General features: G+C 67.8%; 24 protein-coding genes. 18 read left to right on the top strand and 6 right to left on the bottom strand.

The genetic code is table 11. The features are described from left to right. Positions 1-67 precede the first annotated feature (67 nt). A complete protein-coding gene (locus tag VMT65_RS18970; RefSeq protein WP_326309626.1) occupies positions 68-1,096 on the top strand; it encodes an SDR family oxidoreductase in 1,029 nt (342 codons plus the stop codon). Here VMT65_RS18970 and VMT65_RS18965 read toward each other — a convergent pair. After that, a complete protein-coding gene (locus VMT65_RS18965; RefSeq protein ID WP_326309625.1) occupies positions 1,062-2,276 on the bottom strand; it encodes a lycopene cyclase family protein in 1,215 nt (404 codons plus the stop codon). The two genes, VMT65_RS18970 and VMT65_RS18965, sit on opposite strands and share 35 nt — an antisense overlap. Positions 2,277-2,459: 183 nt before the next feature. On the opposite strand from VMT65_RS18965, the gene VMT65_RS18960 reads away from it, so the two are divergent. Then, complete coding sequence (locus tag VMT65_RS18960; protein WP_326309624.1) at positions 2,460-2,846, top strand: hypothetical protein; 387 nt, start codon at positions 2,460-2,462, stop codon at positions 2,844-2,846. Positions 2,847-2,909: 63 nt separating this feature from the next. Here the strand turns inward: VMT65_RS18960 and VMT65_RS18955 are convergent, their stop codons facing one another. Beyond that, positions 2,910-3,416, bottom strand: coding sequence for a DUF5666 domain-containing protein (locus tag VMT65_RS18955; protein ID WP_326309623.1), 507 nt, complete (start codon positions 3,414-3,416; stop codon positions 2,910-2,912). An 88-nt stretch (positions 3,417-3,504) separates the two neighbouring features. Continuing rightward, positions 3,505-3,981, bottom strand: a complete 477-nt coding sequence (locus VMT65_RS18950; protein WP_326309622.1) for a hotdog fold domain-containing protein — start codon at positions 3,979-3,981, stop codon at positions 3,505-3,507. A 202-nt stretch (positions 3,982-4,183) separates the two neighbouring features. Here VMT65_RS18950 and VMT65_RS18945 point away from each other — a divergent pair, with 202 nt between their 5' ends. The 13 genes from VMT65_RS18945 to VMT65_RS18885 all read left to right on the top strand — a co-directional run bounded on the left by VMT65_RS18945 (position 4,184) and on the right by VMT65_RS18885 (position 11,204). Continuing rightward, positions 4,184-4,573, top strand: a complete 390-nt coding sequence (locus tag VMT65_RS18945; RefSeq protein ID WP_326309621.1) for a hypothetical protein — start codon at positions 4,184-4,186, stop codon at positions 4,571-4,573. 518 nt (positions 4,574-5,091) lie between these two features. Next, complete coding sequence (rpsJ, locus tag VMT65_RS18940; protein ID WP_003938093.1) at positions 5,092-5,397, top strand: 30S ribosomal protein S10; 306 nt, start codon at positions 5,092-5,094, stop codon at positions 5,395-5,397. Positions 5,398-5,411: 14 nt separating this feature from the next. Further along, positions 5,412-6,077, top strand: coding sequence for a 50S ribosomal protein L3 (rplC, locus tag VMT65_RS18935; protein ID WP_326309620.1), 666 nt, complete (start codon positions 5,412-5,414; stop codon positions 6,075-6,077). Continuing rightward, a complete protein-coding gene (gene rplD, locus VMT65_RS18930) occupies positions 6,074-6,745 on the top strand; it encodes a 50S ribosomal protein L4 (RefSeq protein ID WP_326309619.1) in 672 nt (223 codons plus the stop codon). The genes rplC and rplD overlap by 4 nt, the downstream gene beginning before the upstream one ends. Next, positions 6,742-7,047: a 50S ribosomal protein L23 gene (rplW, locus tag VMT65_RS18925; RefSeq protein WP_019045018.1), complete on the top strand. Its 306-nt coding sequence runs from the start codon at positions 6,742-6,744 to the stop codon at positions 7,045-7,047. Before rplD ends, rplW begins: the two co-directional genes overlap by 4 nt. 33 nt (positions 7,048-7,080) lie before the next feature. Then, positions 7,081-7,911 (top strand): 50S ribosomal protein L2, encoded by an 831-nt coding sequence (gene rplB / locus VMT65_RS18920; RefSeq protein ID WP_326309618.1) that lies wholly within the window; start codon positions 7,081-7,083, stop codon positions 7,909-7,911. A 14-nt stretch (positions 7,912-7,925) separates the two neighbouring features. Beyond that, positions 7,926-8,207 carry a 30S ribosomal protein S19 gene (rpsS, locus tag VMT65_RS18915; protein WP_019931198.1) on the top strand — a complete coding sequence of 94 codons (282 nt, stop codon included), beginning with the start codon at positions 7,926-7,928 and terminating at the stop codon, positions 8,205-8,207. Further along, a complete protein-coding gene (gene rplV, locus VMT65_RS18910; protein ID WP_326309617.1) occupies positions 8,204-8,605 on the top strand; it encodes a 50S ribosomal protein L22 in 402 nt (133 codons plus the stop codon). The genes rpsS and rplV overlap by 4 nt, the downstream gene beginning before the upstream one ends. Then, positions 8,606-9,412, top strand: a complete 807-nt coding sequence (rpsC, locus tag VMT65_RS18905) for a 30S ribosomal protein S3 (RefSeq protein ID WP_040804208.1) — start codon at positions 8,606-8,608, stop codon at positions 9,410-9,412. Between the two features lie 3 nt (positions 9,413-9,415). After that, complete coding sequence (gene rplP, locus VMT65_RS18900; protein WP_181582972.1) at positions 9,416-9,832, top strand: 50S ribosomal protein L16; 417 nt, start codon at positions 9,416-9,418, stop codon at positions 9,830-9,832. Next, complete coding sequence (rpmC, locus tag VMT65_RS18895; RefSeq protein WP_120741277.1) at positions 9,832-10,071, top strand: 50S ribosomal protein L29; 240 nt, start codon at positions 9,832-9,834, stop codon at positions 10,069-10,071. Before rplP ends, rpmC begins: the two co-directional genes overlap by 1 nt. Further along, complete coding sequence (gene rpsQ, locus VMT65_RS18890; RefSeq protein ID WP_039776446.1) at positions 10,068-10,364, top strand: 30S ribosomal protein S17; 297 nt, start codon at positions 10,068-10,070, stop codon at positions 10,362-10,364. The genes rpmC and rpsQ overlap by 4 nt, the downstream gene beginning before the upstream one ends. 303 nt (positions 10,365-10,667) lie before the next feature. Next, a complete protein-coding gene (locus tag VMT65_RS18885; protein WP_326309614.1) occupies positions 10,668-11,204 on the top strand; it encodes a hypothetical protein in 537 nt (178 codons plus the stop codon). Positions 11,205-11,207: 3 nt separating this feature from the next. Here VMT65_RS18885 and VMT65_RS18880 read toward each other — a convergent pair whose 3' ends face one another. After that, positions 11,208-11,603, bottom strand: coding sequence for a VOC family protein (locus VMT65_RS18880; protein WP_326309613.1), 396 nt, complete (start codon positions 11,601-11,603; stop codon positions 11,208-11,210). A gap of 72 nt (positions 11,604-11,675) precedes the next feature. Then, positions 11,676-12,134 carry a MarR family winged helix-turn-helix transcriptional regulator gene (locus VMT65_RS18875; protein WP_326309612.1) on the bottom strand — a complete coding sequence of 153 codons (459 nt, stop codon included), beginning with the start codon at positions 12,132-12,134 and terminating at the stop codon, positions 11,676-11,678. 142 nt (positions 12,135-12,276) lie between these two features. Between VMT65_RS18875 and VMT65_RS18870 the strand changes: the two genes are divergently transcribed. Together VMT65_RS18870 and VMT65_RS18865 are read left to right on the top strand one after the other, a co-directional pair. After that, on the top strand, positions 12,277-13,503 hold the full coding sequence (locus VMT65_RS18870; protein WP_326309610.1) for an MFS transporter: 1,227 nt from the start codon (positions 12,277-12,279) through the stop codon (positions 13,501-13,503). 79 nt (positions 13,504-13,582) lie between these two features. Next, positions 13,583-16,948: a 3-carboxy-cis,cis-muconate cycloisomerase family FAD/NAD(P)-binding protein gene (locus VMT65_RS18865; RefSeq protein ID WP_326309609.1), complete on the top strand. Its 3,366-nt coding sequence runs from the start codon at positions 13,583-13,585 to the stop codon at positions 16,946-16,948. A 10-nt stretch (positions 16,949-16,958) separates the two neighbouring features. Here VMT65_RS18865 and VMT65_RS18860 read toward each other — a convergent pair whose 3' ends face one another. After that, positions 16,959-17,384 (bottom strand): DUF5997 family protein, encoded by a 426-nt coding sequence (locus tag VMT65_RS18860; RefSeq protein WP_326309608.1) that lies wholly within the window; start codon positions 17,382-17,384, stop codon positions 16,959-16,961. A 59-nt stretch (positions 17,385-17,443) separates the two neighbouring features. Between VMT65_RS18860 and VMT65_RS18855 the strand changes: the two genes are divergently transcribed. Continuing rightward, positions 17,444-18,376 carry a LysR family transcriptional regulator gene (locus VMT65_RS18855; RefSeq protein ID WP_326309607.1) on the top strand — a complete coding sequence of 311 codons (933 nt, stop codon included), beginning with the start codon at positions 17,444-17,446 and terminating at the stop codon, positions 18,374-18,376.

The raw sequence follows: 18,376 nt of genomic DNA, 5'->3' as shown, positions 1-18,376 counted from the left end.
TGCGGGTTTTGGGTGGTTTGCCGAGCCCCGCTCGGGATGTGGTCCGGGTCACGTTAAGGTTGCCCCTATGGCTTACCTGGTTACCGGGGCAACTGGGTTCATCGGTCGATTTCTGGTTCCCGAACTCCTGAAACGCGGCGCGGACGTCCACGTGCTGGTGCGTCCCGGCGAGGACTCCGTGCTGCGCTTCAACCGCTGCCTGCGCGAATGGGGAGCGCCCGACCGGGTGCGCCCGGTGCGCGGCGACCTCGCCGCGCCCGGGCTCGGCATCGACTCGAGCTGGACTGCCGCACAGCGCGGTTCGATCGACCACGTCTTCCACCTGGCCGCCGGCTACGACAGCGTCGGCGCGGGCGGCGGGACGCGGCGGGTGGTGGAACTCGCGGCCGAGCTGGAAGCCGGACGGCTGCACCACGTTTCGACGGCGCGCATCGCCGGGGCGTGGGAGGGGCTGTTCACCGAGGACATGACCGACGTCGGGCAGCTGCTGCCCGCGCCCTACCAGCGCGCCATGCTGCGGGCCGAGAAGGACGTGCGCGAGCAGACCGCGGTGCCGTGGCGGATCTACCGGCCCTCGATCGTGATCGGCCACTCGCGCACCGGCGAGATCGACCGCATCGACGGGCCGTACTACTTCTTCCGGCTGCTGCGCATGGCCGCCCAACTGCCGCGCATCCTGCCGGTGGTCGCGCCCCGGCTCGGCGAAACCAATATGGTTCCGGTCGATTTCGTGGCCCGCGCGCTGGACCACATCGCCCACCGCCCCGGGGACGGGCCGTCCACCTATCACCTGGTCGATCCGCGCGAGCAGAGCGTCGCCGACGTGTTCAACCTCTTCGCTGACGAGGCCGGGGCGCCGCACCTCATCGAGGTCATGCCCAAACAGACCCTCGACGTGACGCTGCGCGTGCCCGGCATGGGATGGGCGCTACGGCAGGTCGGCATCCCCTCCGAGGTCATCGAGGACAGCGAATTCGCCTGCCGCTTCGACTCCCGCCACACCGCCGCCGCGCTCGCGGGCACCGATATCAAGGTGCCGCCGCTGGCCGCCTACGCCTCGATCATCTGGAAGTACTGGATCGAGAACTGGGTGTGATCTGGGTGTCGGGGCGCTCGTAATCCCAATCCAGCCAGCGGTTTCGGTTGGTCCAGCCGACCAGGTCGAAGCGCCAGCGGAAGGGCCAGGTGGTGGCGACCGTCATGAACAGGGCCGAACCCAGCGCCGAGTAGTCCTCGTGCGCGGACAGCAGGGCGCGCTGCTGGCGGGGCGGGCGGGTGAAGAACGCGTCGAACATGGCCTTGGACTGGGCGGTGGTCAACCGACCCAGACCGTAGACGCCGCGCATGCGCATCCAATGGACCAGCCGCGCCTGCCACGGCCACAGCGCCTCGATCGGATCGGTACCGTTCTGCACCGCAGCGAGCGCGGTGTCCACCAGCGACAGCGAATCGGCCACGCAGTACCCGGTGATCGGATGCATCATGCCGCCGCGCGAACCGAACGGAATCACCTGTCCGCGACCGGCTTTCGGCGGCAGCCCGTCCAGCGGATAGTGCGCCGCCTCGGTCGGCTCGTCGCCGCGCAGTCGAATCCCGTGCGCCGCCAGCCGATTCAGCGTGCGCCGCCGCAACTCGTGCTGCGGCATGCCGCCGCGCAGGCCGAGGCTGGTCTCCTCGAAGATCACCGTGCCGTCGCCCAGCGGCACCGAGTACAGGAACGACGGCGGCTCGTCCGGGCCCGCGCCGTTCTCGTCGCGCCAGTCCAGCAGCAGGCCCTCGCCCTCGGGCACCATGGGCGCGGCAATGTCCTCGTCCACGAAAATGCCGTGCGCGCTGGCGGTCCGCCGCGCTCCCGGCGCGGCCTGGCCGCGGGTGTCGAACACGGTCGCGGCCCGCAACTCGGTGCCGTCGGCCAACTCCACCCGATGCGCTTCCACGGTGCGCGCCCGACCGGTCACCACGGTGGCGTCGTCCAGCGGCAGCGCATCGAACAACCCCTGCTTCGACAGCACGCAATACGGCCGCGGAATCCGGTGCTCGGCCGACGTCCACACCGCCGGCGCCTCGATCCGGCTGGCAATCGCGCCCGGCCCCAACCATTCCGGCAGCTCGTCCACCCAGCACGAATAGGTCGGCCCCCACAGCCGCTTGGGCCGCGGATCCACCGCCACCACCCGCATCCCCGCCACCATCGCCCGATGCGCCAACGCCCGCCCCGTGGGCCCGAGCCCCACCACACACACGTCGGCGGCCCCGCCGACCTCCCGGCCACTCATACGTCGCATTCAAACAGCCCCGCCCACCCCACACCAGGCCGCGTCCCGCTTCGCTCCGCGGTGGTCCGCGGGCCCGTGCGCGGATACGTAGCTGGCTCGCGGCCGAAATCAGCTGTCGCGGGCGGCCGATCAGTAGGATTCTGTGAATTCGCGGCCGGGAACGGGTCGAGCCAGGAGGAGTCGATGAGCCAATTCGGGGCTCCGGGACAGCCACCCATGCGGCCCGCGCACATTCCCGGCGGCACGCCGCGCGACGACCGCCGCTACTGGTGGGTGCCCGCCACCGTCTCCACCGGCCTGTCCATCCTGGGCCTGATGGTGTGCTTCGCGGCCATGGTGCTCAGCGCCTTCGCGACCGACTCGTGCAACGGGCGCGATACCTGCCCGCAGACCTACGGTCACCTCGATACCGCCGAGCTGCTGGTGCTGTTCGGGGCGTTGGCGATGGTGGGGCAGTGGGTGCCCGCCTACTGGTCGCCGTGGGTGGTGCGGATCGGGCTGGCGATCCTGCCGATCGTGCTGATCATCGCCGCGGTGGCGACGTTCCTCACCACTCCGGCGGGTAGTTGATGACGGCAAGTCCGCTGCGCGGCAACGGACTTGCCGTTCTATGAGAACTAGGTAGGTCGGAACTCACTTGGTCGGCGGGGTGGCCGAGGGGGACGCGGGCGGGGTGCCGTTGGCTGAATTCGGCTGTGTCGCATCGGGCTTGGTGTGATCGCGGGCGTGCAGGATGCGGGTCGCGGTGATGGTGCCGTTGGATTCCTGGCCCTGCACCATGATCTGGTCGCCGACGGCGAACTGGGCGGCGGTCTCGCTCTTGGCCTTGGTACCGAATTCCGTTGTGGGGGAGATGGTCACGGTCTCGGTCCTGCCGTCCCGCTTGGTGATCATCCAGGAACCGGAGCCCTCGGTGGTGATCGTGCCGCCGACGCCCCGCGCGCCGTCGGCCCGATGCCCGCCCGGCCCCTGCTCCTGGTCGCCCTTGGCGGCGTGCTCACTCGACGAACCGCAGGCCACCAGGCCCAACGTGGCCGCGATGCCCAGCGCCGAGCCCACCAGGGCGAGGGTGAGGCGACCGGGCCGACGCCGCCCACGAGAGGGTTGGGAACCGTCCGCGGCAGGTATTGAATCTGTCATGGCGGCAACGCTATTGACGGTAGCTGTGAGGTCCCTCGGTGTCGGCTGGTGAGTCACTTCCAGCCCGGTGTGACCATCCGGTCCGTATCTACTTGGGTGTCACCCACGTGGTGATGTCGGCGTGCACGACCTCCACCCCGTCCTTGTCGTAGATCGAGACCGGCACCACCAGGTCCCGGCCCTCGGTGATCTGCTCGAAGTCGGGCACCTCCGGCAGCTTCGCGACCGCGCGCAGCCCCGAATTCGCCTTGGCCAGGTACTGCACGTTCATCGCCTTGGGAATCCACCGATGCGTCTGCGGCACGGTCGCCTCCGACAGCATCCCCATCGCCACCTCGGCCAGATTGCACGCCGCGATCGCGTGGAACGTGCCCAGGTGATTGTGAATCCCGAACCACTTCGGCGCGGTCACCTCGCACAACCCCGGCTCCAGCCGCACCACACTCGGCAACACCGTCCCGAAGTACGGCACCCGAGCCACCATCCCGAGCGAAAACAACGTATGCCCGATCCGATTGTCGGGAAGCTTCTTCCACCCGCGATACGTAGCGGTCTCTTTACCCATGCCCGCTATCTTACTCAGAAGTAAGTTCGCTGGAACAGAGGCCGGGCCGCTCGTACGGATCGGTCGGCGAATCGGTCATGACCTCGACTCGGCGCGCAAAACCAACCGGTTGCTTGTTAAATCGAACGGCTGCGCCGGGGGCGTGGCTGGGGGTCGGCGCCACACTTGTCGGCGGTCGGGGAAATCAGGAGTTCTCGAAATCATGCGTATTCGCACCGCGGTGGCCACCGTCGGCATCGCACTCGCGGGGGCGGCCGCCGCCACCGTGTCGGCCGGTTCCGCCGCTGCCATCCAGCCCGTCGTGGCACCGCAGAACGGCACCTACTTCGGCGTGGTGCTCAACCACGGCGAGACCCAGGCGCTGGCCAACAGCCCGATCCCGGGCTGGCTCGACCCGATCTACGAATCGAACGGCTGCAATATCCTCGACGTCGATTCGCGGCTGCCGCAGGACGACAACTACGTCTACGCCACCCTGCCGGACATCGTGAACGAGGCCGCTCGTGACCGCGGCGGCGTGATCGGCATGGCATGGGTCGCGCCCACCCGTCACTGCGGCGGCTCGTTCCTGGTGGTCGAGGGACTCAGCTGAACCTCGGCGCTCTTCGAATGGCCGGTGTGCGAGATCACTTCGCGCATCGGCCATCGCGCTGTTCACGCCCGGGTTGTCCGGGTCCGCGTCACCCGCTGTGAGCTGGGCCATCGGGTCCGGGGGTGGGGGAGGGGGCGATTTGAACTGCCCCCATGGCTCGAGGCATACTGTTCGGGTTGCCCACACCGGGTTGCGTCTTTTCCGTTGGATCAGCGCAGGTCGTGGGTGAGCAAGACCCAATTTTGCACCCCGCTGGATTGCGGCGTGGGTGCGTCCGGAACAATGTTCCGAGGCTTACAGGATTTTGGTCCGGGCCGAGGAATGAGCGGCGAGGCGACACGCCCGACCGCGTGGACCGGATGAACCATGACAGATGAACAGCGGCGATGGATCGGGCCCGAGGTGGGCCGGTCGTGTGGTGGCTGATGCGTCTTCGTGTGTTCGGGCTGTGCAAATGAGGGTGGTGTGAGAGCGAAAGCTCTTGGACCACAACGTAAGCGGAGAAAAGGACACTCAGCGTGGCGGGACAGAAGATCCGCATCAGGCTCAAGGCCTACGACCATGAGGCGATCGACGCGTCTGCGCGCAAGATCGTCGAGACGGTGACCCGTACCGGTGCCCGCGTCGTCGGCCCGGTGCCGTTGCCCACCGAGAAGAACGTGTACTGCGTCATCCGTTCGCCGCACAAGTACAAGGACTCGCGCGAACACTTCGAGATGCGTACCCACAAGCGGCTCATCGACATCCTCGACCCGACGCCGAAGACGGTTGACGCCCTGATGCGCATCGACCTGCCGGCCAGCGTCGACGTCAACATTCAGTGACGGGGACTTCGAATATGACTGACAACAAGACTCGTCCGGCCGCGGGCATCCTGGGCACCAAGCTCGGCATGACCCAGGTCTTCGACGAAAAGAACCGCGTCGTTCCCGTGACCGTCGTCAAGGCGGGCCCGAACGTCGTTACCCAGATCCGCACCCAGGAGCGCGACGGCTACGCCGCCATCCAGGTCGCCTACGGCGCCATCGACCCGCGCAAGGTGAACAAGCCGGTCTCCGGCCAGTTCGCCAAGGCCGGTGTCACCCCGCGCCGCCACATCGCCGAGCTGCGCGTCGCCGACGCCGCCGCCTTCGAGGTCGGCCAGGAGATCAACGCCGATGTCTTCGAGGCGGGCTCCTACGTCGACGTGACCGGCACCTCCAAGGGCAAGGGCTTCGCGGGCACCATGAAGCGCCACGGCTTCCGTGGCCAGGGTGCCTCGCACGGTGCGCAGGCCGTGCACCGCCGCCCGGGTTCCATCGGTGGTTGCTCCACCCCGGGCCGTGTCTTCAAGGGCATGCGCATGTCGGGCCGCATGGGTAACGACCGCGTCACCACGCAGAACCTCTCGGTCCACAAGGTGGACGCCGAGAACGGCCTGCTGCTGATCAAGGGCGCGATCCCGGGCCGCACCGGCGGCATCGTGATCGTCAAGAGTGCAGTGAAGGGTGGTGCCCGGGCATGAGCACCGAGACCAAGACCAACCTGACCCTCACGGTCAAGGCCGCTGGCGGCAAGACCGAGGGCACCGTCGAGCTCCCCGCGGAGATCTTCGACGTGACCGCGAACATCGCGCTGATGCACCAGGTCGTCGTGGCCCAGCAGGCCGCGGCTCGCCAGGGCACGCACGCCACCAAGACCCGGGGCATGGTCTCCGGCGGTGGCAAGAAGCCGTACCGCCAGAAGGGCACCGGCCGCGCGCGTCAGGGTTCGACCCGTGCGCCGCAGTTCGCCGGTGGTGGCACCGTCCACGGCCCGCAGCCGCGTGACTACTCGCAGCGTCTGCCCAAGAAGATGAAGGTCGCCGCGCTGCGTGGCGCCCTGTCGGACCGGGCTCGCAACGAGCGCATCCACGTGATCACCGAACTGGTCGCGGGCCAGACCCCGTCGACCAAGGTCGCCAAGTCGTTCCTCGCCGAGCTGTCGAACCGGAAGAACATCCTGGTCGTCGTCGGTCGCGAGGATGTCACCGCGTGGAAGAGCGTGGCGAACCTGCAGGGCGTGCACCCGATCGCCCCCGACCAGCTGAACACCTACGACGTCCTGAAGTCGGACGAGATCGTGTTCTCGGTCGAGGCGCTCAACGCCTTCGTGCACGGCCCGGCCGAAGCTGCACAGGAGGAGAGCAAGTGAGCACCATCGCCGATCCCCGCGACATCCTGCTCGCGCCGGTGATCTCCGAGAAGTCCTACGGGCTGATCGAAGAAGGCACCTACACCTTCCTGGTGCACCCGGATTCGAACAAGACGCAGATCAAGATCGCCGTTGAGAAGGTTTTCGGTGTCAAGGTCACCAGCGTCAACACCGCCAACCGTCAGGGCAAGCGCAAGCGGACCCGCTTCGGTTACGGCAAGCGCAAGGACACCAAGCGCGCGCTCGTGACCATCTCGGCCGACAGCAAGCCCATCGAGATCTTCGGAGGCCCGGTCGCGTAAGCGGCTGGAGCTCCAGAAAGCAGAGAAGAACTCATGGCAATCCGTAAGTACAAGCCGACGACCCCGGGTCGCCGCGGTGCTTCGGTCTCGGACTTCGCCGAGATCACCCGCTCGACCCCCGAGAAGTCGCTGCTGCGTCCGCTCACCAAGACCGGTGGCCGTAACGCGCAGGGCCGCATCACCACTCGTCACAAGGGTGGCGGCCACAAGCGCGCCTACCGTCTGATCGACTTCCGTCGACTGGACAAGGACGGCATCCCCGCCAAGGTCGCGCACATCGAGTACGACCCGAACCGCACCGCGAACATCGCGCTGCTGCACTTCGCGGACGGCGAGAAGCGCTACATCATCGCCCCCAAGGGCGTGACCCAGGGCACCCGCATCGAGTCGGGCCCGGGCGCGGACATCAAGCCGGGCAACAACCTGCCGCTGCGCTCCATCCCGACCGGTACCACCATTCACGCGGTGGAGCTGCGTCCGGGCGGCGGCGCCAAGCTGGCTCGTGCCGCGGGCATGTCCATCCAGCTGCTGGGTAAGGAAGGCGCCTACGCCGTCCTGCGTATGCCCTCCGGCGAGATCCGTCGCGTCGACGTGCGCTGCCGCGCCACCGTCGGCGAGGTCGGCAACGCCGAGCAGTCGAACATCAACTGGGGCAAGGCCGGCCGTATGCGGTGGAAGGGCGTTCGCCCGACCGTCCGTGGTGTGGTCATGAACCCGGTCGACCACCCGCACGGTGGTGGTGAGGGTAAGACCTCCGGTGGTCGCCACCCGGTCTCCCCGTGGGGCAAGCCCGAGGGCCGCACCCGTAAGCCCAACCGTCCGAGCGACAAGCTCATCGTCCGCCGCCGCGGCAAGAAGCGTTAAGGAGGAGGTCAGACATGCCACGCAGCCTCAAGAAGGGCCCGTTCGTCGACGAACACCTCCTCAAGAAGGTGGACGTCCAGAACGAGAAGGGCACGAAGCAGGTCATCAAGACCTGGTCGCGTCGTTCCACCATCATCCCGGATTTCATCGGTCACACGTTCTCGGTCCACGACGGCCGCAAGCACGTGCCGGTGTTCGTGTCCGAGAACATGGTTGGACACAAGCTCGGTGAATTCGCGCCGACTCGTACGTTCAAGAGCCACGTCAAGGAAGATCGGAAGAGCAAGCGGCGATGAGCACTGAAACTCAGAACCCGACCGCGCGCGCGACCGCGAAGCACGTTCGCGTGACCCCGATGAAGGCTCGCCGCGTCGTGGACATGGTCCGCGGCCAGCGAGTCGAGGACGCGCTGAACATCCTGAAGTTCGCGCCGCAGGCCGCCAGCGAGCCGGTCGCCAAGGTTGTCGCCTCGGCCGCCGCCAACGCGCAGAACAACCTGGGCCTGAACCCGGCGACCCTGGTCATCTCGACCGCGTTCGTCGACGAGGGCGCGACCATGAAGCGTTTCCAGCCGCGGGCCCAGGGCCGCGCGTTCCGGATTCGCAAGCGCACCAGCCACATCACCATCGAGGTCGAGAGCGTGCCCACCGCCGGCGCTGCCACTCGTAGCCGCCGGAAGGGAGGGGCAAAGTAAATGGGACAGAAGATCAATCCCCATGGCTTCCGCCTCGGTATCACCACCGACTGGAAGTCGCGTTGGTACGCGGACAAGCAGTACGCGGACTACGTGAAGGAAGACGTCGCGATCCGCAAGCTCCTCGCCAATGGCATGGAGCGGGCCGGCATCTCGAAGGTCGAGATCGAGCGCACCCGTGACCGTGTGCGTGTGGACATCCACACCGCGCGTCCGGGCATCGTGATCGGCCGTCGTGGCGCCGAGGCCGACCGCATTCGCGCCGAGCTGGAGAAGCTCACCAAGAAGCAGGTTCAGCTGAACATCCTCGAGGTCAAGAACCCCGAGTCGGACGCTCAGCTGGTTGCTCAGGGTGTTGCCGAGCAGCTGTCCAACCGTGTGGCGTTCCGTCGCGCGATGCGCAAGGCCATCCAGTCGGCCATGCGTTCGCCGAACGTCAAGGGCATCCGTGTGCAGTGCTCCGGCCGTCTCGGCGGCGCGGAAATGTCGCGCTCGGAGTTCTACCGTGAGGGTCGCGTGCCGCTGCACACGCTGCGCGCCGACATCGACTACGGCCTGTACGAGGCGAAGACCACCTTCGGCCGCATCGGCGTGAAGGTCTGGATCTACAAGGGCGACATCGTCGGCGGCAAGCGCGAGGTCACCGCGGTGGCCCCGTCCGGCCGCGACCGTGACGACCGCCCGCGTCGCGAGCGTCCGAGCCGTCCCCGTCGCAGCGGTGCCCAGGGCACCACCGCGACCAGCACTGAGGCCGGGCGTGCCGCGACTGCCGTCGCGGAGGCTCCGGCAGAGAACCAGGAGGGCTGACCTATGTTGATGCCCCGCAAGGTCAAGCACCGTAAGCAGCACCACCCGAAGCGCTCCGGTATGGCCAAGGGCGGCACCGCGGTTTCGTTCGGCGAGTACGGCATCCAGGCTCTGGAGCCCGCCTACGTGACCAACCGTCAGATCGAGTCCGCTCGTATCGCGATGACCCGCCACATCAAGCGTGGCGGCAAGGTCTGGATCAACATCTACCCGGACCGCCCGCTGACCAAGAAGCCGGCCGAAACCCGAATGGGTTCCGGTAAGGGTTCGCCCGAGTGGTGGATCGCGAACGTGAAGCCCGGTCGGGTCATGTTCGAGCTTTCGTACCCGAACGAGGAGACCGCTCGCGAGGCCCTGCGCCGCGCGATGCACAAGCTCCCGATGAAGTGCCGCATCGTGACCCGAGAGGAGCAGTTCTGATGGCTACCGCCAATCCGGCCGCAGAGCTCCGTGAGCTCGACAACGAGGCCCTCGTCGCGAAGCTGCGCGAATCCAAGGAAGAGCTGTTCAACCTGCGCTTCCAGATGGCGACCGGTCAGTTGCAGAACAACCGTCGCCTGCGTGTGGTCCGCCACGAGATCGCGCGCATCTACACGGTCATGCGCGAGCGCGAGCTCGGCCTGGCCTCCGGTCCTGAAGGCAAGGGAGACGCCGCATGAGCGACGTAAAGGGCCCGGCCAAGACGCCGGCCAAGCAGGAAGAGCGTGGCTCGCGCAAGGTGCGCATCGGCTACGTCGTTTCCGACAAGATGAACAAGACCATCGTGGTCGAGCTGGAAGATCGTGTGAAGCACCCGCTTTACGGCAAGATCATCCGCACCACCTCGAAGGTGAAGGCCCACGACGAGAACGAGATCGCCGGTGTCGGCGACCGCGTGCAGCTGATGGAGACCCGTCCGCTGTCCGCCACCAAGCGGTGGCGTCTCGTGGAGGTCCTGGAGAAGGCCAAGTAAGCCCGCTCCATGACTTGATCAAGTCATAGAACATTGGCCCGCTTCCCAGTAGGGAAGCGGGCCAATGTGTTTGAGGGGTAGAGGCTACCCGCTTCCCGATTGGGAAGCGGGCCTTTCCTATTTCTGAGTGTTTTTCTGTGGGTCGGTAGTCGCTATGCGGGTAACTGGACGAGTGTGATCAAACCGAAACACTGTATATCCAAAGGGAATTGGCGTGTCGCCCCGGTCAAGCGCTAACTTTGATGAGCTATGAGGGATGCTGCAACGACTTCTGGTGCCTGGCGTACGAATTCCGATGAGACGGTGACCTTCCGCGACGCTTCCGTCGCGTGGGCACTGGCCGCACATGAGGTGCTGGCCGAAACTGCTTCCGGCTACGGCCATTTCGTCACGGTGAACGAACTCGCCGAGCAGATCCAGGAGATGTCCGGCATCCGGACCAACGCTCCCACGCGCACCTGGATGGACGCCATCCTGCGCAAGGTGGCGCGGCGTTGCCACAATGCGGGCGAGCCCCCACTGACCGCCCTGTGCGTCAAGCAGAACCACAAGGTCAGCGAAAGCTACAAGTACGTCCTGGAATTGGCGCATCTGCCCATCCCCGCCGACCTCGAGGTGCACGCCGCCTACGCCCGCTGGCAGTGCTACGCCGCCTACGGCGCGGATATCCCCTCCGACGGCGGCATCCCGCCGCTGATCCCCCGGGGTGGCGGCGCGCCCCGCCGCGTCACCGCCGCCGGACCGGTCTCCACCCCCAAGCCGGACCCCGAGGCCCGCAAGGCCGTGTGCAGCTCGTGCTTCACCGAGCTGCCCGCCAACGGCGTCTGCTACTACTGCTGACGCTCACGCGTCCTTGTGACAGACGGCTTCGAGCATGATCCCATCGAAGCCGTTCCAGAACGTCGCGTAGTAGGGCGGCGGATACTGCGGGAATTCCCGTGGCGCGTGCAGGATTTCGTCCCCGCGCCCCGCCGCCCACGCGTGCACCCGCTCCACCGCCGCCCGGGTTCGCACCATGAACGCCAGATGCTGCAATCCCGGCAGCGCCCGTGCGTACCCGGGCGATTCCGCGGGATAGAAGAACACATACGTCCCGATCTTCCCGCCCGCGGGCCGATACGCGAACTGCGTCTCATCCGCCAGCAGCGGCTCGTAATCCAGCAGCGGCATCAATTCGTCGTAGTACTTCCGCGCACCCGCCAGATCGCTGACATTGATCCCGAGATGTCCGAGAGGCATCCCCCGAACCTATCGATTCGGGCCACCCGGCGCGAGCGCCCGAGACCCGTCGATCTCGGGGGCATCCGTGAATCAGCTACGCGCACCGAGGGATTCGACGGTGCGGACCAGGGGCGCTAGTTCGGGGTTGTGGGAGGCGGCCGCGAGGGCTTCGCGGAGTGCGGTGTCATTGGTGGGCCGGGCGGCTTCGAGCAGGGCGTGGCCGGCGTCGGTGACCTGGGTGTAGATGCCGCGGCGGTCGTCGGGGCACAGGTAGCGGGAGAGCAGGCCGCGGTCCTCGAGGCGGGTCACCAGGCGGGTGGTGGCGGATTGGGACAGGACGATGGCGTCGGCCACCTGCTTCATCTGGAGCATGCCGCCCTTGCCGTCGTGCTGGCGGGAGAGCACGTCGAGCAGGGAGTACTCGCGGACGCTGAGGCCGTGGGCCGACTGGAGGGCGCGCTCGACATGGGCCTCGATCTTGCCGTGCAGCAGGGACAGCGCGCACCAGCCGTGGGCGAGGGCGGTCATGGCGGGATCGGTGGCGGTCATCGCGTTTCCTCTGGTCGGAGGGGGACTCACACCAGGATAGACCACTTCCGCGATAGCCCGCGCTTGCAAGTAATCGGCGTCTGCAATTATTGTGGACGCACGTAATGCGCTCTTGCAACTCTTCTGCTCGGAAGGTGTACCCATGCCACTCGCGCTACTCGCCCTCGCCATCGGGGCCTTCGGGATCGGGACCACGGAATTCGTCATCATGGGCGTGCTGCCCGAGGTCGCGGGGGACTTCGGGGTGTCCATCCCGACGGCGGGCTGGTTGGTCACCGGCTACGCGCTGGGGGTCATGCTCGGTGCGCCGGTCATGACCGCGCTCGGCACCAAGGTCTCGCGCAAGCGGATGCTCATGCTGCTGATGGGCCTGTTCATCGCGGGGAATCTGTTGTCCGCGCTCGCTCCGGTGTTCGGGGTCATGCTGCTCGGGCGGATCGTGGCCTCGCTGGCGCACGGTGCGTTCTTCGGGATCGGGTCGGTGGTGGCCGCGGATCTGGTCGCGCCCGACAAGAAGGCCGGGGCCATCGCCATGATGTTCACCGGGCTCACCGTCGCGAATGTGGTCGGCGTGCCGCTGGGCACCCTCGTGGGCCAAACCCTGGGCTGGCGAGTCACCTTCGCGCTGGTGGCCGCGCTCGGCGTGGCCGGGTTGGCCGGTGTCGCGAAGCTGGTGCCGGATCTACCGAAGCCGGAGGGCGTGCACCTGCGGCATGAACTGGCCGCGTTCCGCAACATTCAGGTGCTGCTGGCCATGGCGATGACGGTGCTCGGATTCGGCGGTGTGTTCGCGGCGATCACCTATATCGCCCCGATGATGACCGAGGCCGCCGGGTTCGCGGACGGGTCGGTCACCTGGCTGCTGGTGTTGTTCGGCGTGGGCATGGTGGTGGGAAATCTGGTGGGCGGCAAGTACGCCGACCGTGCGCCCCTGCTCATGCTGGTCGCGCCGTTGGCCGGTTTGGCGGTGGCGCTGGGGCTGTTCACGGTGACCGCGCACGACAAGGTGGCCGCGACGGTGACGATCTTCGCCATCGGGGTGCTGGGTTTCGCGACCGTGCCGTCGCTGCAGAAGCGGGTGCTGGATCAGGCGCACGCCGCACCGACGCTGGCCTCCGCCATGAATATCGGTGCGTTCAATCTCGGGAACGCGATCGCGGCGTGGTTGGGCGGTGTGGTTATCGCGGCGGGATTCGGGTACACCTCCGCCAATTGGGTCGGTGCGGCGCTCGCGGTTTCGGCCCTGCTGCTGGCGTTCCTGGCGGAGGCGCTGCGGCGTCGGTCGGACAATGTTGCTGTGAATCCCGTTCCAGCAAACAATCTTTCGACAATTCCGACGAACGAGGCGTACCGTACCGTCCATTCTTGAGCGCTTGTCGGGCCCGCGCTAACCTCGGCGAAGTGTCCGGATTCGGGCACGGCTAATCGAGCGCGATCGGTGAGTTTGCATGCTCGACAACGTATTACGGCTCGCCATTATTGGAATGGGACCCCGGGGTCTGAATGTCTTCGAACGTGTTTGCGCCAATGCCCGACAGTTAGGATTCACGGCCGGTGTCGAGCTGGTCGTCATCGACTCCACCCGCGTCGGTACCGGCGCGGTCTGGCGTACCGGGCAATCCCCGCACCTGCTCATGAACACGGTCGCGGAGCAGGTCACCATATTCACCGATGACACCGTGGAGATGGCCGGGCCCGTGGAGCGCGGGCCCAGTCTCTACGAATGGTCGAATTTCCTGGCGAAAATCGGCAATTTCGCGGGGCTGCCGTCCGAGGCATTTCAGCAGGCGCTGCGCATCGCCCCGGAAACCTATCCGCCACGCGGCTACTACGGCCATTACCTGCGCTGGGCGTTCGAGCGCACCCGGGACCGCTACGCCGAATGGGTCCGGGTGCGCGAAATCGTGGCAACCGTCCTGGATGTCAGGGATGGTCCCGGCGGATTCCAGGAATTGGACCTCAGCACCGGCGAACGCCTGCGCGGCCTGCACGCGGTGGTCCTCACCCAGGGGCACCTGGCCGAGACACCGCCCGCGACCGCCGGTTCCCTCGCCGAGACCGCACATCGCCTGGGGCTGGCCTATATTCCGCCGGGCAATGCCGCCGACGTCGACGTGGACCGCATTCCCGAGCGCGAGCCGGTGCTCATTCGCGGGCTGGGTCTGACCTTCTTCGACTATCTGGCGCTGCTGACCGCGGGTCGCGGGGGCCGCTTCAAGGAGTCCGACAGCGGCCTGGAGTACATTCCGTCCGGCCGTGAACCGTTCATCGTCACCGGTTGTCGCCGTGGCGTACCGCATCACGCGCGCGGCGAACATCAGAAGGGCGTGGCCGGCCGCTACGAGCCGCTGCTGCTCACCGGCGATCGCATCGCCCGATTGCGCGAGCGCGCAAGGAGATTCGGCGATGTCTCCTTCCGCCGCGATGTCTGGCCCTATATCGCGAAGGAAGTCGAGTCGGTCTACTACACCCGCCTGCTCGCCGACCGGGTCAGCCCGCAGCGACTGACCTCCTTCCGCGACCGCTACCTCATCGCCCAACGCCCCGAGGACACCGAAGAACTGTTGAACCGCTTCGGTATTCCGCCCGCGGACCGCTGGGACTGGAACGCCCTGGCCGACCCCACCCGCGGCCGTTGCTTCACCGATCCCGCCGACTTCCACACCTGGCTGCTGGCCTACCTCGACGCCGACGTGCACCAGGCCCGCCTGGGCAATGTGCACGGCCCGATGAAGGCGGCCCTGGACGTGCTGCGCGATCTGCGCAACGAGGTCCGGCTGGTGGTCGACCACGGCGGCATCGCGGGCTCCTCCTACCGCGACGACCTGGATCGCTGGTACACGCCGATGAACGCCTTCCTGTCCATCGGCCCACCGGCGCACCGGATTTCGGAACTGGCGGCCCTCATTCGCGCGGGTGTGGTGCGGGTCGCCGGTCCGGGCATGCGGGTCCGGGCGGACGCCGGGCGCGAGTGCTTCGTGGCCGATTCGCCCCTGGTGGGCGATTCGGTGATGACGGCACGTTCCCTCATCGACGCCTGGGTGCCCGCACCGGACCTGCATCGCACCGCGGATCCCCTGCTGCGCAACCTGTTGCGCCGGGAGGAAGTGCGCGGCTACGTGATCGCCTCCCCGGACGGCACCCGCTACCGCACCGGCGGCCTGGCCATCGCGCCCGGCACCCATCACCCGGTGGACACGCTGGGGCGAATTCACCAGCGCCGCTACGTGTTCGGGGTGCCGACCGAGGCGGTGCGCTGGGTGACGGCGGCGGGTCCGCGTCCCGGCGTCAATTCGGTGACCCTGGCCGACGGTGACGCCATCGCCCGCGAGATCCTCACCGCCCACCGCTACGAGGGTCCCGCGACCGAACATCCCGGGGTGCAACGGCATTCCGAACTCGCCGATGAGTGTGAGAGGCACGTTATGACGCTGGAATGCGGCCTGTTGGCCCCGGTCGGGGTCGGCACACCGGTGGAGTCCCTGCTGGGCGACGACGCCTGGATCGAGGCCATGCTGGAGGTGGAGCTGGCGCTGGCGCGCGCCGAGGCGCGGCTGGGCATCGTGCCCGAGACCGTCACCGGCCATCTGGCGCTGGCGGTGCGCGAGCACGAGTTCGACGCCCGCGAGATCGCCCAGGCCTCGCGCGGGGCGGCCAACCCGGTGGTGACGGTGGTGGAACGCCTGCACGACGCGGTCGCGGACGTGGATCCGGTGAGCGCCAACTACGTTCACTACGGCTCCACCAGCCAGGACATCCTCGACACCGCGACCATGGTGATCGCCTCGCGGGTGCTGGCGGTGGTGATCGCCGACCTGGACACCATTGTCGGGTCGCTCGCCGAACTGGCCCGCCGCCACCGCACCACGCCCATCGCGGGCCGCACCCTGGCCATGCACGCGGTGCCGACGACCTTCGGTGCGAAGGTGGCGATCTGGATGCAGGGCCTGCTGGACGCGCGCGAGCGCCTGGCCCGCGTGCGCGCCACGCTCCCGGTGCAATTGGGCGGTGCCGCGGGGACTTTGGCGTCCTACATCGAATGCGCCCGCTGCGCCGATTCGGAGCTGTCGCAAGCGCCCGCCGGTGAGATCATGGAGCGCCTGACCGAAGAGTTCGCGCGGGAGCTCTCGCTCACCGTGAGCGCCACGCCCTGGCACACCGTCCGCACCCCGATCGCCGACCTGGCGTCCGCGCTGGCGCTGACCTCGGGCACGCTGGGCAAGCTGGCCGTCGACGTGATCTCCCAGTCCCGCAATGAAACCGCCGAACTGCTCGAACCCGCGGCCGCCGGGCGCGGCGAGTCCTCGGCCATGCCGCAGAAGCGAAACCCGGTGCTGAGCACCATGATTCGCGCGGCCGCTCTGCAGGTCCCGGCCCTGGCCTCGACCCTGTTCGGCGCGCTGCTGGCCGAGGACGAGCGCCCCGCCGGGGCCTGGCACGCCGAATGGCAGCCGCTGCGCGAATGCCTGCTGCTGGTCGGCGGCGCGGCCCACACCGCGGTCGAACTGGCCTCGGGCCTGATGGCCGACGCCGACCGCATGGCCGAGAACCTCGCCCTCACCGAGGGCCAGATCGTCTCCGAGCGCCTCTCGATCCGCCTGGCCCCGCTGCTGGGCAAGCCGATCGCCAAGAAGACCCTGCAAACGGCCTCCTTCGAGGCCCAATCCAGCACCCGCCCCTTGGTCGAGGTGCTGGCCGAATCCCCGGACATCGCCCTGCACCTGACCAAACCCGAACTGGCCGAACTCCTTCGCCCCGAAAACTACCTCGGCGCGGCCCCCGATCTCGTCGACCGCGTCCTGCGCAGGTTGTGAGGGAGGTGGTCTACTTGCCTTCGCCGAAGCGGTTCTTGGGCGGGCGGTTGGAGGCGGCGCGGCGGGCGGCTTCCTTCTCCTTGACCCGCTCGGCCTCCTTGCGCACCTCGACGAGGTTGTCGCGCTCGCGCAGCAGCCATTCCGGCGGGTCGGCCAGGAGGGTGTCGATCTCGGCGGCGGTGAGGGCGTCGGAGATGCCGTTGCGGGCCAGTCCCGAGTTGGAGATCCCGAGTTTGCGGGCCACCACGTCGCGCGGGAACGGACCGGTCTTGCGCAGTTCGGTCAGCCATTCCGGCGGATTCGTGCGCAGCTCTTCGAGCTGGGCGCGGGTGACGGGTGAGTTCCGGAATTCCTCGGGGGTTGCCGGGAGGTAGATGCCGAGTTTGTCGGCCGCGGTCAGCGGCTTCATGGTCTGGGGGTTCTTGTCCGGGCTCACCGATCAAGGGTATCGGGCGCGCGGGCGGAACCTGCCGACCGGTGCAATAACCTGGCTCCATGAGCCGGTTGGAGTCCATCGACACCACGCGCCTGCGCTGGTTCGTCGCGGTTGCCGAGGAATTGCATTTCGCGCGCGCGGCGCGCGGCCTCGGGATTTCGCGGCAGCGATTGAGCGGAACGGTCATCGAGCTGGAGGAAGAGCTCGGTACCCGGCTGTTCGTGCCGGGCGCGCAACCGACCCAATTGACCGAGGACGGCCGGGTGCTGCTGGGCGAGGCCCGGGAGCTGATCGCGGCCGCCGCGGCGGCGCAGCCGCAGGCGACACCGGCGGCGGCCGATCGGCTGCGCGTCGGTTTCGTCCCGGGCGTGACCGTCACCAAGTGGGAGCGCATCTGGGCCGAGCGCTTCCCCGACATCGCGCTGGAGCTGACCCCCATCCCGATGAAGGAGCAGGAGTCGGCCCTGCGCGCGGGCGCGGTGGACATGTGCTTCGTGCGCCTGCCCATCGACCGCGAGGGCCTGAGCGCCATCCCGCTCTACCGCGAGGTCCCCGTGGCGGTCGTTCCCAAGGACCATCCGATCGCCGCGTTCGATCAGATCGCCACCGCCGACCTGGCCGACGAGCGCCTGCAGGACGCCTCCGACCTCGACGATGCCGCCATGACAATGGAATTGGTGGCCGCGGTCAGCGGCGCGGCGATCGTCCCGCATTCCATCGCGCGCCTGCATCATCGCAAGGACCTCGTCTACCGCACGGTCACCGACGCACCGGAGACCGAGGTCGTGCTGGCCTGGCCCGTCGATCGCACGACGGAGTTGGTCGAGGAGTTCGTCGGCGTGGTGCGCGGTCGTTCCGCGCGCAGTTCCCGCTCGCCCTCGGCCCAGCAGGCGGAGCCCCCGAAGCGCAAGAAGCCCGCGCCCGCCAAGCAACCCGCGGCCAAATCCCGCCAGGGCGCGGTGAAGAAGCCGGGCAAGCGGCGCGGTCGGTAG

This window comes from Nocardia sp. CDC153 (assembly GCF_035818515.1).
GTDB lineage: Bacteria > Actinomycetota > Actinomycetes > Mycobacteriales > Mycobacteriaceae > Nocardia.
Note: the sequence above shows the minus strand (reverse complement) of the source record. Positions and strands in the feature narration are given on the sequence as shown.

Bases quoted from the DNA above. Each gene is read 5' to 3' on its own strand.
- VMT65_RS18955 (WP_326309623.1), bottom strand. From the start codon at position 3,416: ATGACAGATTCAATACCTGCCGCGGACGGTTCCCAACCCTCTCGTGGG.
- rpsQ (WP_039776446.1), top strand. From the start codon at position 10,068: ATGAGCGACGTAAAGGGCCCGGCCAAGACGCCGGCCAAGCAGGAAGAG.
- VMT65_RS18960 (WP_326309624.1), top strand. From the start codon at position 2,460: ATGAGCCAATTCGGGGCTCCGGGACAGCCACCCATGCGGCCCGCGCAC.
- rplB (WP_326309618.1), top strand. From the start codon at position 7,081: ATGGCAATCCGTAAGTACAAGCCGACGACCCCGGGTCGCCGCGGTGCT.
- rpmC (WP_120741277.1), top strand. From the start codon at position 9,832: ATGGCTACCGCCAATCCGGCCGCAGAGCTCCGTGAGCTCGACAACGAG.
- VMT65_RS18875 (WP_326309612.1), bottom strand. From the start codon at position 12,134: ATGACCGCCACCGATCCCGCCATGACCGCCCTCGCCCACGGCTGGTGC.
- VMT65_RS18965 (WP_326309625.1), bottom strand. From the start codon at position 2,276: ATGAGTGGCCGGGAGGTCGGCGGGGCCGCCGACGTGTGTGTGGTGGGG.
- VMT65_RS18970 (WP_326309626.1), top strand. From the start codon at position 68: ATGGCTTACCTGGTTACCGGGGCAACTGGGTTCATCGGTCGATTTCTG.
- rplP (WP_181582972.1), top strand. From the start codon at position 9,416: ATGTTGATGCCCCGCAAGGTCAAGCACCGTAAGCAGCACCACCCGAAG.
- VMT65_RS18865 (WP_326309609.1), top strand. From the start codon at position 13,583: ATGCTCGACAACGTATTACGGCTCGCCATTATTGGAATGGGACCCCGG.
- rpsC (WP_040804208.1), top strand. From the start codon at position 8,606: ATGGGACAGAAGATCAATCCCCATGGCTTCCGCCTCGGTATCACCACC.
- VMT65_RS18855 (WP_326309607.1), top strand. From the start codon at position 17,444: ATGAGCCGGTTGGAGTCCATCGACACCACGCGCCTGCGCTGGTTCGTC.
- rplV (WP_326309617.1), top strand. From the start codon at position 8,204: ATGAGCACTGAAACTCAGAACCCGACCGCGCGCGCGACCGCGAAGCAC.
- VMT65_RS18950 (WP_326309622.1), bottom strand. From the start codon at position 3,981: ATGGGTAAAGAGACCGCTACGTATCGCGGGTGGAAGAAGCTTCCCGAC.
- rplD (WP_326309619.1), top strand. From the start codon at position 6,074: ATGAGCACCGAGACCAAGACCAACCTGACCCTCACGGTCAAGGCCGCT.
- VMT65_RS18880 (WP_326309613.1), bottom strand. From the start codon at position 11,603: ATGCCTCTCGGACATCTCGGGATCAATGTCAGCGATCTGGCGGGTGCG.
- rplC (WP_326309620.1), top strand. From the start codon at position 5,412: ATGACTGACAACAAGACTCGTCCGGCCGCGGGCATCCTGGGCACCAAG.
- VMT65_RS18870 (WP_326309610.1), top strand. From the start codon at position 12,277: ATGCCACTCGCGCTACTCGCCCTCGCCATCGGGGCCTTCGGGATCGGG.
- VMT65_RS18945 (WP_326309621.1), top strand. From the start codon at position 4,184: ATGCGTATTCGCACCGCGGTGGCCACCGTCGGCATCGCACTCGCGGGG.
- rpsS (WP_019931198.1), top strand. From the start codon at position 7,926: ATGCCACGCAGCCTCAAGAAGGGCCCGTTCGTCGACGAACACCTCCTC.